Genomic DNA, 17,958 nt, shown 5'->3' with positions numbered 1-17,958 from the left:
TTTTGTCTTTCCATAAGCCCCTAAATCAGTCAGGTTTAGGGGCTTTTGTCTGGTACTTTTTAAACGTTTATTAGAAGGTATATTTGAAATAGAGAGAACCGGCATTATCTGAATTATCATCAGATAGCTGGCCATTATACGCCGTACCGACTACCGCATTATTTAAAACCTGAGCCTCTATCCCAATGGAAACCACCGCTGCATCTTTGGTTATCGGTGCGCCGGTTACGGTGTAGGTTGGGGTCGCGTTTTGAGCTAGGCCCAGTTTAACGTCGGAATCTACGTCTCCTGCCGCATGGCGCCAGCCAGCAGACATATTGACCGCTGCGGGTGTATGAGCAACAGAGAACTTCAACTGGTTACGAAGCCCCAGATTATACAGCGTGACATCCTGATCGTCCCCTTGCCCTTTCAATGCAGCATTGCCATTGTGTTCGGTAAAGTCATCGGTGCTTTGACGATACCAAGCCATACCGGTGTAAGGTTCAACGGTAAAGTTGGTCGTGACTGGAATGGCGTAGCCAATATCCGCAAAGGCCTGAGTGGTATTTGCATCATACGAAGCGGTTAGCTTTTGATTGACTAAATTAACGTTACGCTCGGTATCAATGCTATGCCAGCTATATCCGCCGCCAATGACCAGATTGACATTACCAGCTCCTGCGGCCCAGCTATTGTTGGCATAAGCCATCATGGTGGTAGTATCCACATCGGCGGAGGATGAACGCGCATCGACATCAATATCTTCGTTGTTGTAGGCCAGAGCCAGACCAAGTTGCCAGCCGCCATCAAGGGCAAGCGCGCCACCTACAGCGATCCCTCCATTTTTATTGGTACTCTTAGCGGCATTACTATTTCCATCCAGACTGTATTTACCCCCAAGCGTTTGTACCCATACCTGATTGCTGGCTTGAGATCCACGGTGTTCCGGGCGGGCTCTGCTCATGACCGTATCCGTTAGCATGGTGCTGGAGGCAAACAGTGATGAACGCAGGCTGGCGTGAATTTCACCAGAAAGCTGATCCAGTGCATTAGCAGTGTTGGTTGATTGCATTGCTGCATCAACCGCGCTGTTTTGTCCGGCAGCACCGACAATACCAGATAGCGTATTTTTCTGGTTGGAGGTTAAATCCCCTTGTTTTGCCGCCAGTTTTTGTTCATCAACAGACAAACTAACCTGTACCGCGTCAGTGCCATAACTGACCGGATCCAGTTTCACCAGCGTATTTTGCAAGTTAGCGTTAAGCGCCGTACTGGCAAAGGTGTTTTGTACTACACCACCATTGGTGGTTTGCAAAATGGTATACAGGTGGTTGAGTTGATATCCACCGGTACCGTTTTCCTGAGCAACAGACAGGTTGATACCTGACAAATCCGCATTGCCCTGAATAATAATATTATCTGATTGACCGGCGGCATTGACCTCCGCAGCATAATTACCACTAAATTGGGCCATGCTGGCGTAAGTTTGAGTACCGACGGAGTTCCCCGGCGCTACAGTACCCCCCGATCCGGACAGCGCGCCGTTTACCACTAAGTTACCGCCCAGTATTGAGCCATTGGATACCAGCGCATTTCCATCAATAACGATAGGATTTTGCTGGGTTCCCCCATGAATCGTTGATGAGTTGGTTAAGTCAATATTTCCGACAATGTGCGTATTTCCGGTTTTACTGAAAGTGAAGTTGGTTAAATCACCACTTAGGTTACCGCCAATTTGAGTATTTCCGGCGAAGGTAAAGTTTGAATTGCCGCTACCGGTTACATCATTACTGATATTGGTATTACCATTAAAAATCAGTTGGGATGCACTACTACCAATCAGGTTGTGTTGCAAGATGGCGTCTTGCAAGAAACTGATAATTGAGCCATTACCAATGACGTTTTGAACGATGGTTGAATTACCATTAAAGCTAGCATTAGAACCGCTGTTGAGTTGAAGAACGCCGTTGATAAAAGTGTTGTTATTAAATATCAGTGAGGCGTTTTGCCCGCTATTAATATTGCCATTAATCGGCGCACTTCCATCGTTAACAAACTGACTGTTACCACCAACAACAATATCGTTGATGCCTCTAACCATCCCTATCCAGCGGGCGCCATCCTGAACGATAAAGTTAGTTTTTCCCCCTCCGGAACGAGTAAAGTCGTTGGTAAGTCCATTCAAATCGCTGATATCGCCACTGGCTTTAGAGCCTGGGGCCAGCGTCAAGTTGATGATGCCGTCCATACCCGCATCAGTTCGGGTAACTTGCAACAGCGTACCGTTATTTTGTAATAACTGGCTGCCAGCACCAACGGTAATATTTTGAGTCTGGCCTGCGAGGTTAAGAACAGAACTGATGGAAGCACCATTGGCAATCACTTGGCTATTATTTAGCGTGACGGTTGCACTGTTGCTTAATGAAACACCATCAGATTTTGTTGAAGTAAGGCTGGAGTTATTGACCGATACGACACCACCCCCCTCAGCATAAACGGCTGCGGATTGATCGCCGGTGGCTTGGATGGTGGTATTGAATAGGTTAATGGTACCGGCATAGCGGGCAGCCGCACCGGCACTGGATTCACCGGAAGTATTAACCTGACTGTTAGTAACATTAACCAATCCCATACTGCCATCGCTCCATCCGGCGGTGATACCATCAGATAAAGAGCCCGATGTGGTGACTTGTATACCGGTTGCGTTGATTTGCGCCTGAGCATTTGGCGAATAGCTGCTGGTACCAGCTGCCTGTAACCCGGACGCCAGACTACCGCTGGTGGTAATATTGCCACCGTTAAGCGTAACGGCACCGCCATTCCAGGCATAGACACCGCGACCAATATCTCCGGTGGTGGTGATATTGGTATTGTTAGCCGTTATTTGGGCATTGGCACTGTTATTAGCGGTAAGGCCATAGGCGTTGGTACCTGCGGTGGTGATGGTAGCATTATTTAAGGTGATTATTCCTGTGGCCACAGGATCGTTTAACCAAGACATCACGGCATGTGAGTTATTGCCTTTGGTGGCAAAAAGAGTGCCGGTGGCCGTCAGGGTACCGTTGTTAACTACTCTGGCTGCAATAGTCCGGTTAGCGCCATCCATAGTGACGCTACCGCCGGTTAAGGTCACCGTTCCTCCATTTTCAGAACCTACGCCAATGGGTGCATTGCCACCGTTTGTTCCTGCACCTTTAACATTAATTACCGTATTAATTAGATTAATACCTGAAGCTGAACCGGAAGCATAAGCGCCCATGCCGTTGGTGCCTATGTCGGTAAGGGCAATAGAATTATTGGAGATATCCGCAATCCCTCCATTGCTGGCGGATACACCAACTGATTTTTCTCCGTTCATGATGATGTTACTGCCGTTGACGACGGCGTGGCTGCCACTACCATCAGCGGAAATACCCGCGCTGGTAGCACCGTTGGCAACGATATTACCCCCTGCAATATTGACGCCGCCGCCCCGGTTAACATCAACCACCAAGTTATTAGCGCCATTAGCTGTAAGGTTAGTATTTTGGGTGGTAATCAATGCACCAATACGAGCAGATTGCAGTGCGGGCGCATAGTTGGTGGAGTTGGTGGTCACAGAACCACCGATTAAATCTACTTGTGTTACCGGCATTAATGGGTTGTTAGAGCCGTAAGCCTGTACGCCAAGGCCGAAATTTCCCAGTGTGGTGATCGTGGCATTTTCGGCACGGATATAACCGCCGCCATTATCCGGATTATCACCCGCAGCGGAAAGACCACGAACATAAGCCCCGGCTGCTGCGAAAGTCCCCCCAGTAATAAACACGTTACCGTTACTGGTGGCAGAAACCACCGAGCTGGCATCGCCGTTGCTGGCCTGAGTGGCGCTTAACTGGGCATTGGTGTTATTGAGTGTAACGACGCTGTTAGTACCACGTGCATTAACCGCGCGGGATCCGGCGGTGCTGTTCCACACATTACTGATATTACTGTTAGATAAAGTGATGTTCCCGCCGTCCAGAGCCGAAACCGCCCCGTCATTTGAACTTCCTACGCTGGAACTAACCGTAATATTATTTCCAGAACCGATATCATTGGTATTAGCTTTAATTTGTGAATATGTGTTGTTGTCAGTCAGTGGAATAGTTGCGCCATTCGCCTGATTCAATAGACTTGGAAAACTACAGATCAATATCGTTGATAATATTGATAAAGTAAATTTTCTCTCAAAGGTGTTTTTAGTCAACATAGGATGCACCGCCATTACTTATATATGTAGTTAAATGCGTAGTAATCACCTACGTAAATTAAATGTAGCACTGGTATTATTAACGGGTTGGAAGGTAGACGATAAATTGCTTAATAAACAACCTAAGCTCATGTGTTGTTTATGAATAAAAATTCAATAAGAAAAAAGTATTAATTTATAGAAATGGGAAGTGTGAAAAAAGAAGGGAATAAAATGTCATTATTGCTATCAACCGCTTCGGGTAACATTTCATAAAAACATGGCTTAGTTAAATCAAAATTTCTCACTGTCATAAAACTGTAACCTAGTTGACATTATACTGTCACTAAACGGTCTTATCTTTGCGCTTGTACTCATCACCAGTCTGATTTTTAACGATACAGAGCCAATAAATTCCTTTAGGAGGAATGATGAAACTGACACGTACAACCATTGCTTATGGTATTGCAGCAGCTGTTTCTCTGACAACTTTGTCAGCATTTGCGGCAGAGAATATTACCGGTGCCGGTGCTACGTTCCCTGCACCCGTCTATGCAAAATGGGCGGATAGCTATCAAAAAGAGAGCGGTAATAACATTAACTATCAAGGGATTGGTTCGTCCGGTGGCGTTAAGCAAATTAATGCCAATACGGTAGATTTTGGTGCGTCAGATGCGCCTCTGGATGAGGAAAAGCTGGCTAAAGATGATCTATTCCAGTTCCCAACCGTCATTGGCGGTGTGGTATTGGCGGTGAATGTTCAGGGAATTAAATCAGGGGAATTAACCCTAGATGGAAAAACCTTGGGCGATATCTATCTGGGTACGGTGAAAAAGTGGAACGATCCGGCGATTGTTAAACTGAATCCTGGCGTCAAACTGCCAGAGCAGGATATCGCAGTAGTGCGTCGTGCCGATGGTTCAGGAACCTCTTTCGTGTTCACCAGCTATTTGGCAAAAGTGAATCCAGATTGGAAAGAGAAGGTTGGGGTTGGTTCTACCGTTAAATGGCCGGTGGGCTTAGGTGGTAAAGGTAATGATGGTATTGCAGCCTTTGTTCAGCGTTTGCCGGGTTCTATTGGTTATGTTGAGTATGCTTACGCTAAGCAAAATAATCTGGCCTATACCAAACTAATATCAGCAGATGGTGAAGCGGTAAGCCCAACTCAGCAATCGTTCAGTGCGGCGGCTAAAGGTATCGACTGGTCTAAATCTTTTGCTCAGGATCTGACCTTCCAGAAGGGCAAAGATGTATGGCCGATTACTTCAACCACGTTTATTTTGGTACACAAAACTCAGAAAGATGCCAAACGTGGCGCAGAAGTACTGAAGTTCTTTGACTGGGGCTACAAAAAAGGCGGCTCTCTGGCAACAGAGCTTGATTATGCGGTACTGCCAGACACGGTGACTGAACAAGTTCGTGCAGCCTGGAAAACACAGGTTAAAGATAGCAGCGGTAAAGCGCTCTATTAATCATTCCTAACCGCCCTCTTCCGATAGATGGAAGAGGGCCGTAAATATGAAAGAGAGACTTAATGGCGGTACATAAGCCGGTAATGAAAGCGCCGGGAAAGAAGGGTGATATTATTTTTGGCGCGCTGGTTAAACTGGCAGCGCTGATTACGCTTTTATTATTGGGCGGCATAATCATCTCTCTGGTGATTGCTTCATGGCCTAGCATTCAAAAGTTTGGCATCAGCTTTCTCTGGCATAAAGAGTGGGATGCGCCAGCCGATGAGTTTGGGGCGCTGGTTCCCATTTATGGCACCATCGTAACGTCCATCATTGCGTTACTTATTGCCGTACCGGTAAGTTTTGGTATCGCGCTGTTCCTGACTGAACTGTCACCTAAATGGTTAAAACGCCCATTGGGTATTGCCATTGAACTATTGGCGGCTATACCCAGCATTGTTTACGGCATGTGGGGGCTGTTTATTTTCGCTCCGTTGTTTGCCGAATACTTTCAGCAGCCGGTAGGGGATGTGGTGGCTAACATTCCTATTATTAGCACGCTGTTTTCTGGCCCAGCATTTGGTATCGGTATTTTAGCCGCCGGTATTATTCTGGCCATCATGATTATTCCTTATATCGCTGCGGTAATGCGTGACGTGTTTGAACAAACGCCAACGCTGTTAAAAGAGTCCGCTTACGGCATCGGTTGTACCACTTGGGAAGTGATCCGCAATATCGTGCTGCCTTATACCAAAAATGGTGTGATTGGCGGCATTATGCTGGGTTTGGGTCGCGCCTTAGGGGAAACTATGGCGGTGACCTTCATTATTGGCAACACTTACCAATTGGATAGCTTCTCCCTGTATATGCCGGGTAACAGTATTACTTCTGCGCTGGCGAATGAGTTTGCTGAGGCTGAATCAGGGCTGCATACCGCCGCGTTGATGGAGTTGGGGTTAATCCTGTTTGTTATCACCTTTATTGTACTGTCCCTATCTAAATTAATGATTCTCAGATTAAATAAAAATGAGGGACGCTAAGATGACGACGACCAATAAATCTGAAATCGCCTCTTTTTATACCAGTCGCAGACGTATGCAGTCGTGGCGCCGTCAAAAAAACCGTATCGCGCTGTTGATTTCGATGATGGCGATGGCTTTTGGCTTGTTTTGGTTAATCTGGATTCTGTTTTCGACGATTACCAAAGGCATCGACGGTATGTCGATGGCGCTATTTACCGAAATGACGCCGCCGCCGAATACCGCGGGCGGTGGATTAGCCAATGCTCTTGCAGGTAGTGGCCTACTGATTCTGTGGGCGACGGTGATCGGTACTCCGTTGGGGATTTTGGCGGGTATCTATCTGGCGGAATATGGTCGTAAGTCGATATTTGCTTCAGTGGTGCGTTTTATTAACGATATTTTGCTGTCGGCTCCGTCCATTGTGGTTGGTCTGTTTGTTTACACCATTGTGGTAATGCAAATGGAGCATTTTTCCGGTTGGGCTGGTGTGATTGCACTGGCGTTATTACAAGTGCCTATCGTCATTCGTACTACTGAGAATATGTTACGACTGGTTCCGGACACCCTACGGGAAGCGGCCTACGCGCTGGGTACGCCTAAGTGGAAGATTATTCTTTCTCTGACGCTGAAAGCCTCTCTTTCCGGCATTGTCACAGGCGTGCTGCTAGCCATTGCCCGTATTGCCGGGGAAACCGCACCCTTGCTGTTTACTGCACTGTCCAATCAGTTCTGGAGCCTTGACCTGAGCCATCCGATTGCCAATTTGCCGGTAACCATTTTCAAATTTGCCATGAGTCCTTTTGCTGAGTGGCAACAGTTAGCTTGGGCTGGTGTATTGCTGATTACCCTGTGTGTATTGTTATTAAATATTCTGGCGCGTGTAGTTTTTGCCAGTAAAAAATACTAGAGAGACGACTTAATGAATCTGATGAGTGACGACAACTCAACCGACAGCAAGATTCAGGTACGGGATCTGAATTTTTATTACGGCAAATTCCATGCGTTAAAGAATATCTCCTTGGATATCGCCAAAAATCAGGTCACGGCGTTTATTGGACCGTCTGGCTGTGGTAAATCAACTTTGCTGCGGACATTCAATAAAATGTATCAGCTTTATCCGGAACAGCATGCCACCGGACAAATTCTGTTAGATGGTCAAAATATCCTTGAAGATAATCAGGACGTCGCATTGCTACGGGCAAAAGTAGGCATGGTGTTCCAAAAGCCAACGCCATTCCCGATGTCGATTTATGACAATATTGCCTTTGGCGTACGCCTGTTTGAACGCTTGCCCCGTGCAGAGATGGATGAGCGAGTGCAGTGGGCATTAACCAAAGCCGCGCTGTGGGATGAAACCAAAAATAAACTGAATCAGAGTGGCTACAGCCTGTCTGGTGGTCAGCAACAGCGTCTGTGTATTGCCCGTGGCATTGCCATTCGCCCGGAAGTACTGTTGCTGGATGAGCCTTGTTCAGCGCTCGATCCGATTTCTACCGGTCGTATAGAAGAGCTGATTAGCGAATTAAAATCTGAATATACCGTGGTGATCGTCACCCATAATATGCAGCAGGCGGCTCGTTGTTCTGACCATACGGCATTTATGTATTTGGGCGAGCTGATTGAGTACTCTGATACCGATATGCTGTTTACCGCACCGCAGAAGAAACAAACTGAAGACTACATTACTGGTCGCTATGGTTGATAACGGGGAACCCACAATGGAAAACCTTAATTTAGGCAAACACATTTCCGGCCAGTTTAATGCGGAACTGGAACATATACGTACTCAGGTCATGGTCATGGGCGGTCTGGTGGAACAACAGTTAACCGATGCCATCAATGCTATGCACCAGGCAGATGAAGAGCTGGCCCGCCGGGTGATTGAAGACGATCGTAAAGTTAACAATATGGAAGTGGCGATTGATGAAGCCTGCGTGCGGATTATTGCCAAGCGTCAACCCACCGCCAGCGACCTGCGTTTAGTCATGGCCATCACCAAAACGGTTTCAGAACTGGAGCGTATTGGCGATGTTGCGGATAAAATTTGTCGTATGGCGCTGGAAAAGTTCTCTCAGCAGCACAAGCCGCTGCTGGTGAATCTGGAATCGTTAGGTCGCCATACGGTTCAAATGTTACATGATGTGCTTGATGCCTTTGCGCGTATGGATATTGATGAAGCGGTCCGTATCTATCGGGAAGATAAGAAAGTCGATCAGGAATATGAAGGAATTATCCGCCAACTAATGACCTATATGATGGAAGACCCGCGCTCGATTCCCAGCGTATTAACTGCTCTGGCCTGTGCGCGTTCTATTGAGCGTATTGGCGATCGCTGTCAGAACATTTGTGAATTTATTTTCTACTTCGTGAAAGGTCAGGATTTCCGTCACCGTAGCGGTGATGAAGTTGAAAGCCTGCTGGCGAAAAAGTAAAGCGACTGTGAGTTCACGCCCGATCATGATGTTTTCTGAGCCGGGCGTGAGCTTATCTTCTTAAACAAATTTGCGGCACTTCAGCATTTTCAGGATGCGCATAAACGCAGAGATCCGCCTGATACCAGCGCGTTAGCAATTTATCTTTTAGCACTTCCCCCGGCGTTCCGCTGGCAACAATACTTCCTTGATGTAATAACAGAATTCTATCCGCATACAGTGCCGCCAGATTCAGATCGTGCAGCACGGTACAAACGGAAAAGGGGGCCTGACGTGTCATCTGCTTCAGTAAACGTAATGTTTGCTGCTGATGGTAGAGATCTAACGCCGAAGTAGGCTCATCAAGAAACAGCAACCGTTCTACTGGCGTTGGATGCCACAGTTGGGCTAACAGGCGGGCTAACTGTATCCGCTGTTTTTCTCCACCGGAGAGTTGATTGTATTGGCGGTTAAGCAGAGGTGTGCATTCCGTGATGCTTATCGCATGATCAATGGCCTGTTGATTCTGATGATGATTACCATAAGGCGTGCGCCCCATAGCAATTACTTCCTGTACGCTAAAAGGAAAGGTCAGTGCGCTGTGTTGATTCATTACGGCACGAACCGCTGCTAAATCTTTATGTTGCCACTGATGCAGAGGGCGATTTTGCAACTGGCAGTGGCCACTGTCCGGCTGAATATACCCGGTCAGAATACGCAACAGGGTTGATTTGCCTGCTCCATTGGGGCCGATAATCGCCACCAGCTCACCGGGGTTCAGGGTCAGCGAAACCTGATTGATAATATTGCGGTTATACCGGCTATAGTTTAGATGTTCAGCCTTAAGCACGGGGTATCTCTCTTTGGCGTAAAATAAGCCATAAAAAATAGGGGCCACCCAACAGGCTGGTAATTAAGCCGACCGGAATTTCTGCCGGAGATGCCAACGTTCTGGCCAGCGTATCGGCTAGCAGCAGCAGGCAAGCCCCCCCTAATACCGAGCCGGGTAATAGCCAACGATGATCGGAGCCAAGCTGTAAGCGGATAAGATGGGGGATCACCAACCCAATAAAGCCAATGATTCCACTCATCGCGACCGCGGTGCCGATCAGTAATGCACTTAGCATCAATAAACCCAATTTGACCGACTCGACATTAACCCCAAGATAGTGAGCCTCTTCATCGCCCAACTGTAATATGTTCAATAGCCGTGACAGGCGCAGGCCGATCGCAATCGCCGGTAAAATTAATGAGGCAGCAATGATCAAGGTTGACCACTGAGCCTGACCTAAACTACCCATGCTCCAAAGGGAGAACTGCCGTAACTGTTGGTCATCACTGATATAACTAATAACGCCAATAGCCGCTCCGGCCAGGGCATTAAGCGCAATACCGGTTAACAGTAAGCGAGTGAGGCTGCCATGACCGGTTTTGCTCAAAGCATAAAGCAGGCAACAAACGGCAATGCTTCCACCAAAGGCGGCCAGCGTATGCCCGTATAGTTTTATAACGCCCGTTAATGGCAGCGGGAGCAGAATTGCCAGCGCCACGCACAGGGCCGCGCCGGTACTGATCCCTAATAATCCTGGGTCAGCCAGTGGATTACGAAATAACCCTTGCATGATAGCGCCGGATACCGCTAAAGCGGCACCGATAAGGGTTGCCAGCAACACTCTGGGAAGACGAATATTCAACCAAATGTGCCAGTTCGCCTCCTCGCCTGAGTGGGTTACCAGGGTATAAAATGAGAGTTTGACTGGCCCCAGATTAGCGGCAAACAGCATCAGGATGACCAATGCCGTCAACATTACCACCAGCCAGTAGCGTGGTGAAATGTAGCTATTCATCCCGTGTGTTCCATCGCTTTAAGCAGTTCAGCGATAACTGCTGGCGTTTTCAGACTAAAACCAAGCAGAGCGAGATCGTCCACCACCAATAAATGTTTATTCTTTCCGGCAGGGGTCTGGCTGATACCGGCTAATTGCCAAATATTGTCTTCACTGCCAAACGTCGCGTATCCCGCCGAGGTGATTAACAGAATATCCGGTGCAGCGGCAATAATGCCTTCCTGAGAAAGTGGGCGATACTTGTTAAATCCCTGCATGGCATTGGTGCCACCCGCAATAGTAATAATGGCGTCAGCGGCGGTGTTTTGCCCAGCAGCCATGGGTGTTGAGCCGGCGTAGTTCATGATAAACAGGACTTTAGATGGCAATGGACTCGTCGGCAGCGCGGCTAACTGATTGCGGTAATCTGCAATCAGTTTTTCTCCCTGTTTCTCTTTGCCCAGCGCCTGAGCGACAGTGTGGATTTTATCCGTTACGGTTTCCAGCGATGGTTTACCAGGAATGCTGACAACCTTTACCCCACTCTGACTAACCTGTTCCAACGCCAGTGCCGGTAACGACTGGTCGCTGGCAAGTACTAATGAGGGTTTTAGTGAAAGAATACCTTCAGCGTTTAACTGGCGCATATAGCCAATATCGGGCAGTGCCTTTGCCGCTTCCGGATAGGTACTGGTTGAATCACGCCCTACCAGCTGTGACTGCGCCTCTAACGCATACACGATTTCTGTTACATCCCCACCAATACTGACAATTCGTTCACTGGCCAGCGCATTGAGTGATAGCACAGAAAAGAGGGCTATCAGCCCTCGATTGATTAGCCCTTTCATGCAGATACCGTTTGTTGTTGTAACAAGGTGTCTATTTGAGTACGCCAAGTTTTCTGTTCCGGATGCCCTTCGGTGCGTTGACCATAAAGTTGGGCGATTTGCGTACCGTCAGCGGCAAACAGTTCCAGACTGGTAACAAAACCATCTTTGGTCGGTTTACGGGTTATCCAGCTTTCAGCAATATCGGTTTCAATCAGGTGCAGTACAAACGCCTTATTGAAAATATTAATCCAGCCATCAATCGGCGCTACGCGATCGATTTTCCCGGTGAAAATCTGCACACAACCTCGGTTACCGACGAATACCATAATGTCGTTGGCCTCGTTTTTCGCCATTTGTAGAATTTGTCTGAGTGACTGATTATCTACACGCTGCGCCAGATCGTCTTCAACCGCATTAAAAGCCTGCTGACGGGTTATGCCATGCTTGTTCAGCAGTTTGAAAAACTGATGTACATCAGTCATTGCACGCCATTCACTGTCGATTGCCTGACTATCAACCGAGGGTTGCTTATCGGATGATTTTGGCACTGCATCAAGCTTCAATGATGGATTATCCTGTTGGATAAAAGTATCGATCACCTTTTGCCAAGCATCCATATCGGTATTTTCCGTGGTGTAGACTTTGTGCAGTGCATTACCCTGCTCATCAAAGAATTGGATGCTGTGGCGAGTGCCGCGCTTACCCTCTTCCTTTAAAGCAAAGACAAATAGCCAATGCTCAAGAAACAGACGTAAGTCCAAGGCATAAGGATTCAGAATCAACCCGGCATGATCGCCTAAATGTTGATTGGTATATTTGCCGACTTGCTCATGTACGGCGTGTTGGTTGCGAGTGATCGATTTTGTTTCACCAACACTTTCCAGTGCGGCCAATAAGTCTTTGATATCACTTTTCAGGCGAACGGCATCGTGGCCGACACGGGAATGAGTTAACTCTGCTTCACTAATATTGAGCAGTTGTGCCAGATCTCTGGCGTACTTTTCCGGGTGTTGCTGTTTGGCCTGTAAGTAGCTTTGATATAAAACAGTGGTCATTTTTTATTCCTGAATAATAATATTTCCCCTGTAAACAGGAGAATAGTGGTTAGAATTGATAGCTTGCGAATAGCTTCACATTGCGGCCATCTTGAAGGGTACCGTTAGGCGCGTAGTACTCTTTATCGAAGGCGTTAGCGATAACCACACTGGTGGTTAATTTGTCGGAAAGGATTTCCGGTTTGTAGCTAATATAGAAATCGTGCGTGGCATAACCGTGCTGCGGCGTTGGCGTATCGTTGATGCGGTTAGCAAATACACCCATCCAGCCAACGGATGCATTGGTATGACCAACAGGAACGTTCAGACGGGTAGAAACAGTGTCCGGATTGACGGTTGACAGCCATTCACCGGTATCGTCGTTTTTACCGCTGGTACGGTTATAAGCCACATTTAAATCAAAATAGCGGCTCTGATAATCCATCATTACATCCCAACCCCAGATTTTGGCGTGAGGAATATTGACGGAAGTGGTTTCACACGGGGAGCAAATTACGCCAACACCCGGGCGATATCCGATCTTCATATTGACTGCGGTCGAAATGTAATCATCCGCTTTAGTACCGAAATAGCTGGCTTTAAATTTCAGGTCATCATCCGCAAGCAAAAGGTTGTCAAACCGCAGGCCAAAACCAACTTCCTGAGTGGCGTTGGTTTCTGGTTTCAAGTTCGGGTTAGGCTTCCAGTAGTTGTTCATAGTTGGCCCCATGCTGAAGTGCAGGGAATCGTTATACATTTCACCCATAGTTGGCGCACGGAAGGCTTCTGCATAGGAAGCAAACAGACTTAACCATTCGGTAGGGAAGAGGGATAAAGCCACTTTCGGCGACCACTGGTCGGCATCAATATCGCTATAGCCGCTGCTTTCGGCTTTGTAATTGTCATAGCGCATAGCACCAATCAGAGAAACGGGCAGATCGCGCAAGGTAATCTCGTCTTGTAACCAGCCTGAGGCAAAACGAATTTCAGCATCTGGGAAGCTGGTGGTAGCTCCGCTGGGGATCTGCTTTTGCTTATAAGTTTCAGTGCCGTAAGTCAGTTGGTTTGGCATGAAACTTTCTTGGAATAGGCGTGAACGATTATCCAGCTTGATACCTTGAGTTTTCTGCTTACGATATTCCGCTTTCTGACCGGTAGGTGAGGAGTCGATATTGGTTTCAGAGTAGTAAACCCGTGTGGTGGCATTCAGCCAGTCCATATCCGCAGGATTCAGGTTGTATACCAGTTGGGCATCTTTATCCTCTGTGGTGCGGTTAGTCATCACGTCGGTAGTGGTGCCGCCAGCACTCAGGTTTTGTGGATTTTTAGGTTCTTTAGCGTCGTTATTGTAGTAACGCAGATTAGCCATCAGAGATTGAGCATCGGTGATAGCCCACTTACCTTTAGCTAGGAAGGAACCGATTTGCTCATCATTGGGCGCCGTTTCGCCGTTGCTTAAACGTAGGTTGCCTTTATCACGGAAGTTGGCGGAAAACACGCCATCAAGTGAATCTGTTTTGCCAAATGTTGTTACCCCCAAGGCCTGGCTGTGATCCAGCGTGGCACCAGAGGTAAATAGCCGAACACCACCCGCTTCGCCGCTACGCAGTAAATCTTTTGCATCAACGGTTTCAAAGGAGATAACTCCACCGAGTGCGCCGCTACCATACAACTGAGCCGCAGGCCCACGCACCACTTCAACGCGTTTAATCAGTGCCGGATCGAGAAAAATACCGTTCAAGTGCCCGGTATCCGTATCCTGACGAATGCCGTCGACCAGTGTCAACACGCCGCGTTTATCATATCCTCGCATGTTGATATCTTGCCCGTTACTGCGTGATGTCCCCGTGATGGTAATGCCGGGAATAGAACGCACCAGATCGGCGGCGCTGTTTGCCGCCAGATTTTCCGGGGCGTTGGCATCTATTATGGTGACCATCATTGGGGCTTCAAACGCATTGCGTTCGTTTCCCGTTGCGGTAACGGTCATGACTTCATTGGTCGTTTTTTTCGGGCTTTCCGCATAGGCCGATAGCGGTAATGCACAGGTAACGGCAATGGTTAAAGATGACAGACGAAGCATAACTGCAACTCTCCATGAATGTTTTAAATGAAAGTTGCTGGCTGCCTTAACTTAATCGTCTGGGTGGCTGGCTGTTTTTATGTATTGATGATTATTTGGTTAAAATCAGTTTTCCGGTTTTGGTGATGCGTAATTGATACTGTTGGCCCTGATGCTGAATCAATAAAATATCAGATTCCCCCAATAGCTGTTGGCTGCTTACCTGAGGTAATGGAGAGACGGGATCCACCGGTTGTTTTAATGTTGGGCGTTCCTGGGAAGATAAATTTTTCATTCAAGCCACTTGGTAATGATAATTAATATCGAATTGATAATAATTATCATTTAAAAAATTAACTTCAACAAGTCTTTATTTTGTGATGCGTGTTATGTTAATGAAATGTTTTTATTTTTTATTTTTGGAATCAGATGGTTATTGGGTGAGTGAACATCATTTATTGTAAGTTGTCTCTATTTTTATGTGGGTTATATTTATATACATATGATTTTAAATAGTTGTTTAATGTGTGTGTGGTTGTAAATGAGTCCGTTTTACTGTGTTTATTATCGTATTAATTAGATTCATTTAGATGTTGATTTAAACATTTAATTTACATTTAAATTGATGGTTTATTGATGTTTTGAGCTCATTTAACCGCGATGAAAGACCATGAAAGAATAGCTATGAGACGACAACGGGCTATTTTTGCGCAAGAAATACTTATAACTAAACGGAATATAAAATCGGTTTATATTATTTCACACCGCCTCTGATTTGCCTTTAACTGGCTGACACAAACACGACTCTTTCTTTCATACATCGGGATTCAGCCATGAAATTGACATTAAAACAAAGCGTACTTTCATTAACTATACTGGCTGCTCTTTCCGGCACAGCAGCAGTCGCTCACGCAGACCAACTGGATGATATTAAAAAAGCGGGTGTAGTGAATATTGCCGTGTTCGACAGTAATCCTCCGTTTGGCTATGTCGATCCACAAACTAAGAAGATTGTGGGTTACGATGTGGATATTGCTAATGCGATTGGTAAAGCGTTAGGGGTTAAAGTTGAGTTGAAAGCGACTAATCCGGCAAACCGTATTCCTTTACTGACTTCCAAGAAGGTCGATCTGATTGCCGCTAACTTCACCATCACGCCTCAGCGAGCTAAAGAAGTTGATTTTAGTGTGCCTTATTTTGCTACGGGTCAAAAATTTATTTCTCATAAGGGTTTGTTAAAACAGCCGGATGATATCGCTAAGTTACGGATCGGGGCCGATAAAGGCACCGTTCAGGAAATCACGCTGCGGGATAAATACCCAACGGCTAAAGTGATCTCCTATGATGATACTCCGATTGCTTTTACGGCATTGCGTAATGGCAACGTTCAGGCGATTACTCAGGATGACGCTAAGTTAGTTGGCCTATTAGCCAATCTACCGGATGCAGTAAAAGCAGATTTTGAAATTACACCATTCAGTATTACTAAAGAATATCAAGGCGTTGGTATCACTAAAGGCGAAACCCGCCTGACGGAAGAAGTTAACAAAGTGCTGTTGGAGCTGGAGAAAGATGGCGAAGCAGCCAAAATCTATAACCGCTGGTTCGGGCCTGAAACCAAGTCCTCCATGCCGCGTGGGGAATTTAAGTTTGGCACGGTAACGCCTGATCCATCTAAAGCTTAATCAGTTAACAGGCTCACTTTATTGCAGGTAGTCAGATCGGGGCATGCTTTGGCGTGCCCTGTTTTGGTTTGTAGAGAATGAGGCTTTCTGTTTAAACCGTGATACAAGGGTTGCCGGTTGTACCTACACTAATTGGAATAAAGTAGGGTTAGTGGATAACCGTTATAAATAGCTGGTGCTTATGTTCGATGAAAAATTAACAAAATTATTATTAGCGCCTGAATACCTAGGATGGCTATGGGATGGTTTTTTATTGACGTTGGGGCTGTCTGCCGTCTCGATTATTGCCGCTACGGCATTGGGTATGGTGGTTGCCGGAGCCAGAGACAGCAAACAGGCGGTTTTGCGTTTACCGGTGATTGCCTATTGTTCCCTGTTTCGTAATACTCCCCTGCTGGTACAGCTCTTCTTTTGGTACTTCGGTGTGGGTAAATTGCTGCCTGCTGGAGTCATTCCCTGGTTAAATACACCTCATGAAATCACGCTGTTTGGGCTCACGCTGGCCTGGCCTTCTTTTGAGTTTATCGCAGCCCTGTTCGGATTGACGGTCTATTTTTCGGCATTTATTGCTGAAGAGATTCGTTCGGGTATTCGGGGCGTTAAGGATGGGCAGAAATATGCCGCACTGGCTCTTGGGCTTAATGGCTGGCAATCAATGCGCTATGTGATTTTACCGCAGGCGTTAAAAATTGCGTTTCCTCCATTATTGGGCCAGTACATGAATATCGTTAAAAGTACCTCCCTAGCTATGGCGATTGGCGTGGCGGAACTTTCCTATGCTTCACGTCAGGTAGAGACCGAAACGTTAAGAGCGTTTCAGGCGTTTGGCGTTGCCACCGTGTTATATATTGTGGCGATTGCGGTGATGGAAGCCTGGGGTATGTGGTATGAACATCGTCTGTTAGCCAAGGAGCGCCGTTAATATGGATTTCACCGTTATTTATGACAATCTGGATTATCTGCTGTGGGGGGCTTATCCCGATGGGCCTATTGGTGGTGCGGCACTGACGCTGATTATCAGTCTGATTGCTGGTGTGATGTCAGCGATTTTAGGCATTATTCTTGGTGTGGCGTTGGCAATGTTTCGTGGTTGGGTTGGTGGAATTATTGCCGCTGTCCTTGGCTTCTTTCGCGCTATTCCAGTGATTATGCTGATCTTCTGGGCTTATTTTATGTTGCCGATGCTATTTGGTATTGATATCCCGGCGCTTACCTCCGTTGTTTGCGCGCTGGCATTGATTTCATCAGCCTATTTAGCGCATGGCGTAAAAGCTGGCATTATCGCTATCGGTATAGGACAGTGGCAGGCAGGAATGTCATTGGGATTCAACCGTTGGCAGGTATTATGGTACATTGTATTGCCCCAAGCGTTGAGGATGATGGTGCCCTCATTCATTAATCAATGGATTTCACTGATTAAAGATACTTCGTTGGCGTATATCGTC

15 protein-coding genes (1 of these 15 cut by a window edge) are annotated in these 17,958 nt (G+C 46.8%); 8 read left to right on the top strand and 7 right to left on the bottom strand.

Annotation, left to right across the window (positions count from 1 at the left end; all coding sequences use genetic code 11):
• Window positions 1-70 precede the first annotated feature (70 nt).
• Window positions 71-4,213, bottom strand: a complete 4,143-nt coding sequence (locus HYN51_RS15850; protein WP_157953060.1) for an autotransporter outer membrane beta-barrel domain-containing protein — start codon at window positions 4,211-4,213, stop codon at window positions 71-73.
• Window positions 4,214-4,623: 410 nt separating this feature from the next.
• Here HYN51_RS15850 and pstS point away from each other — a divergent pair, with 410 nt between their 5' ends.
• The 5 genes from pstS to phoU all read left to right on the top strand — a co-directional run bounded on the left by pstS (window position 4,624) and on the right by phoU (window position 9,097).
• A complete protein-coding gene (gene pstS / locus HYN51_RS15845) occupies window positions 4,624-5,664 on the top strand; it encodes a phosphate ABC transporter substrate-binding protein PstS (protein ID WP_108900896.1) in 1,041 nt (346 codons plus the stop codon).
• 62 nt (window positions 5,665-5,726) lie between these two features.
• A complete protein-coding gene (gene pstC / locus HYN51_RS15840; RefSeq protein WP_108900895.1) occupies window positions 5,727-6,683 on the top strand; it encodes a phosphate ABC transporter permease PstC in 957 nt (318 codons plus the stop codon).
• A gap of 1 nt (window position 6,684) precedes the next feature.
• Window positions 6,685-7,572 carry a phosphate ABC transporter permease PstA gene (gene pstA, locus HYN51_RS15835; RefSeq protein ID WP_108900894.1) on the top strand — a complete coding sequence of 296 codons (888 nt, stop codon included), beginning with the start codon at window positions 6,685-6,687 and terminating at the stop codon, window positions 7,570-7,572.
• 21 nt (window positions 7,573-7,593) lie between these two features.
• Window positions 7,594-8,367, top strand: a complete 774-nt coding sequence (gene pstB, locus HYN51_RS15830; protein WP_407936357.1) for a phosphate ABC transporter ATP-binding protein PstB — start codon at window positions 7,594-7,596, stop codon at window positions 8,365-8,367.
• A gap of 16 nt (window positions 8,368-8,383) precedes the next feature.
• On the top strand, window positions 8,384-9,097 hold the full coding sequence (phoU, locus tag HYN51_RS15825) for a phosphate signaling complex protein PhoU (RefSeq protein ID WP_108902099.1): 714 nt from the start codon (window positions 8,384-8,386) through the stop codon (window positions 9,095-9,097).
• Between the two features lie 52 nt (window positions 9,098-9,149).
• On the opposite strand, the gene HYN51_RS15820 is transcribed toward phoU, so the two are convergent.
• The 6 genes from HYN51_RS15820 to hemP all read right to left on the bottom strand — a co-directional run bounded on the left by HYN51_RS15820 (window position 9,150) and on the right by hemP (window position 15,123).
• Entirely contained in the window at window positions 9,150-9,926 is a 777-nt protein-coding gene (locus HYN51_RS15820; protein WP_192878421.1) for a heme ABC transporter ATP-binding protein, read from the bottom strand.
• Window positions 9,919-10,923, bottom strand: a complete 1,005-nt coding sequence (locus HYN51_RS15815; protein WP_108900892.1) for a FecCD family ABC transporter permease — start codon at window positions 10,921-10,923, stop codon at window positions 9,919-9,921. Before HYN51_RS15815 ends, HYN51_RS15820 begins: the two co-directional genes overlap by 8 nt.
• Window positions 10,920-11,750, bottom strand: a complete 831-nt coding sequence (locus HYN51_RS15810; protein WP_108900891.1) for a heme/hemin ABC transporter substrate-binding protein — start codon at window positions 11,748-11,750, stop codon at window positions 10,920-10,922. Before HYN51_RS15810 ends, HYN51_RS15815 begins: the two co-directional genes overlap by 4 nt.
• A complete protein-coding gene (locus HYN51_RS15805) occupies window positions 11,747-12,787 on the bottom strand; it encodes a hemin-degrading factor (RefSeq protein WP_108900890.1) in 1,041 nt (346 codons plus the stop codon). Before HYN51_RS15805 ends, HYN51_RS15810 begins: the two co-directional genes overlap by 4 nt.
• 49 nt (window positions 12,788-12,836) lie before the next feature.
• Window positions 12,837-14,849 (bottom strand): TonB-dependent hemoglobin/transferrin/lactoferrin family receptor, encoded by a 2,013-nt coding sequence (locus tag HYN51_RS15800; RefSeq protein WP_108900889.1) that lies wholly within the window; start codon window positions 14,847-14,849, stop codon window positions 12,837-12,839.
• A 91-nt stretch (window positions 14,850-14,940) separates the two neighbouring features.
• Window positions 14,941-15,123 (bottom strand): hemin uptake protein HemP, encoded by a 183-nt coding sequence (gene hemP, locus HYN51_RS15795; protein ID WP_108900888.1) that lies wholly within the window; start codon window positions 15,121-15,123, stop codon window positions 14,941-14,943.
• 538 nt (window positions 15,124-15,661) lie between these two features.
• On the opposite strand from hemP, the gene HYN51_RS15790 reads away from it, so the two are divergent.
• The 3 genes from HYN51_RS15790 to HYN51_RS15780 form a co-directional block, all read left to right on the top strand.
• Window positions 15,662-16,513, top strand: a complete 852-nt coding sequence (locus HYN51_RS15790) for an ABC transporter substrate-binding protein (RefSeq protein ID WP_108900887.1) — start codon at window positions 15,662-15,664, stop codon at window positions 16,511-16,513.
• Between the two features lie 181 nt (window positions 16,514-16,694).
• Complete coding sequence (locus HYN51_RS15785) at window positions 16,695-17,435, top strand: amino acid ABC transporter permease (RefSeq protein WP_108900886.1); 741 nt, start codon at window positions 16,695-16,697, stop codon at window positions 17,433-17,435.
• Between the two features lies 1 nt (window position 17,436).
• Window positions 17,437-17,958: the 5' portion of an amino acid ABC transporter permease gene (locus HYN51_RS15780; RefSeq protein ID WP_108900885.1), read on the top strand. It continues 225 nt past the right edge of the window; only the first 522 of its 747 coding nucleotides appear in the window; it begins with the start codon at window positions 17,437-17,439; the stop codon falls past the right edge of the window.

It is taken from the genome of Limnobaculum parvum, from assembly GCF_003096015.2.
In the GTDB taxonomy this organism is placed as follows: domain Bacteria; phylum Pseudomonadota; class Gammaproteobacteria; order Enterobacterales; family Enterobacteriaceae; genus Limnobaculum; species Limnobaculum parvum.
This window is presented reverse-complemented; position numbering and strand designations above follow the sequence as displayed.

Bases quoted from the DNA above. Each gene is read 5' to 3' on its own strand.
- HYN51_RS15850 (WP_157953060.1), bottom strand. From the start codon at position 4,213: ATGTTGACTAAAAACACCTTTGAGAGAAAATTTACTTTATCAATATTA.
- pstS (WP_108900896.1), top strand. From the start codon at position 4,624: ATGAAACTGACACGTACAACCATTGCTTATGGTATTGCAGCAGCTGTT.
- pstC (WP_108900895.1), top strand. From the start codon at position 5,727: ATGGCGGTACATAAGCCGGTAATGAAAGCGCCGGGAAAGAAGGGTGAT.
- pstA (WP_108900894.1), top strand. From the start codon at position 6,685: ATGACGACGACCAATAAATCTGAAATCGCCTCTTTTTATACCAGTCGC.
- pstB (WP_407936357.1), top strand. From the start codon at position 7,594: ATGAGTGACGACAACTCAACCGACAGCAAGATTCAGGTACGGGATCTG.
- phoU (WP_108902099.1), top strand. From the start codon at position 8,384: ATGGAAAACCTTAATTTAGGCAAACACATTTCCGGCCAGTTTAATGCG.
- HYN51_RS15815 (WP_108900892.1), bottom strand. From the start codon at position 10,923: ATGAATAGCTACATTTCACCACGCTACTGGCTGGTGGTAATGTTGACG.
- HYN51_RS15810 (WP_108900891.1), bottom strand. From the start codon at position 11,750: ATGAAAGGGCTAATCAATCGAGGGCTGATAGCCCTCTTTTCTGTGCTA.
- HYN51_RS15805 (WP_108900890.1), bottom strand. From the start codon at position 12,787: ATGACCACTGTTTTATATCAAAGCTACTTACAGGCCAAACAGCAACAC.
- HYN51_RS15800 (WP_108900889.1), bottom strand. From the start codon at position 14,849: ATGCTTCGTCTGTCATCTTTAACCATTGCCGTTACCTGTGCATTACCG.
- hemP (WP_108900888.1), bottom strand. From the start codon at position 15,123: ATGAAAAATTTATCTTCCCAGGAACGCCCAACATTAAAACAACCGGTG.
- HYN51_RS15790 (WP_108900887.1), top strand. From the start codon at position 15,662: ATGAAATTGACATTAAAACAAAGCGTACTTTCATTAACTATACTGGCT.
- HYN51_RS15785 (WP_108900886.1), top strand. From the start codon at position 16,695: ATGTTCGATGAAAAATTAACAAAATTATTATTAGCGCCTGAATACCTA.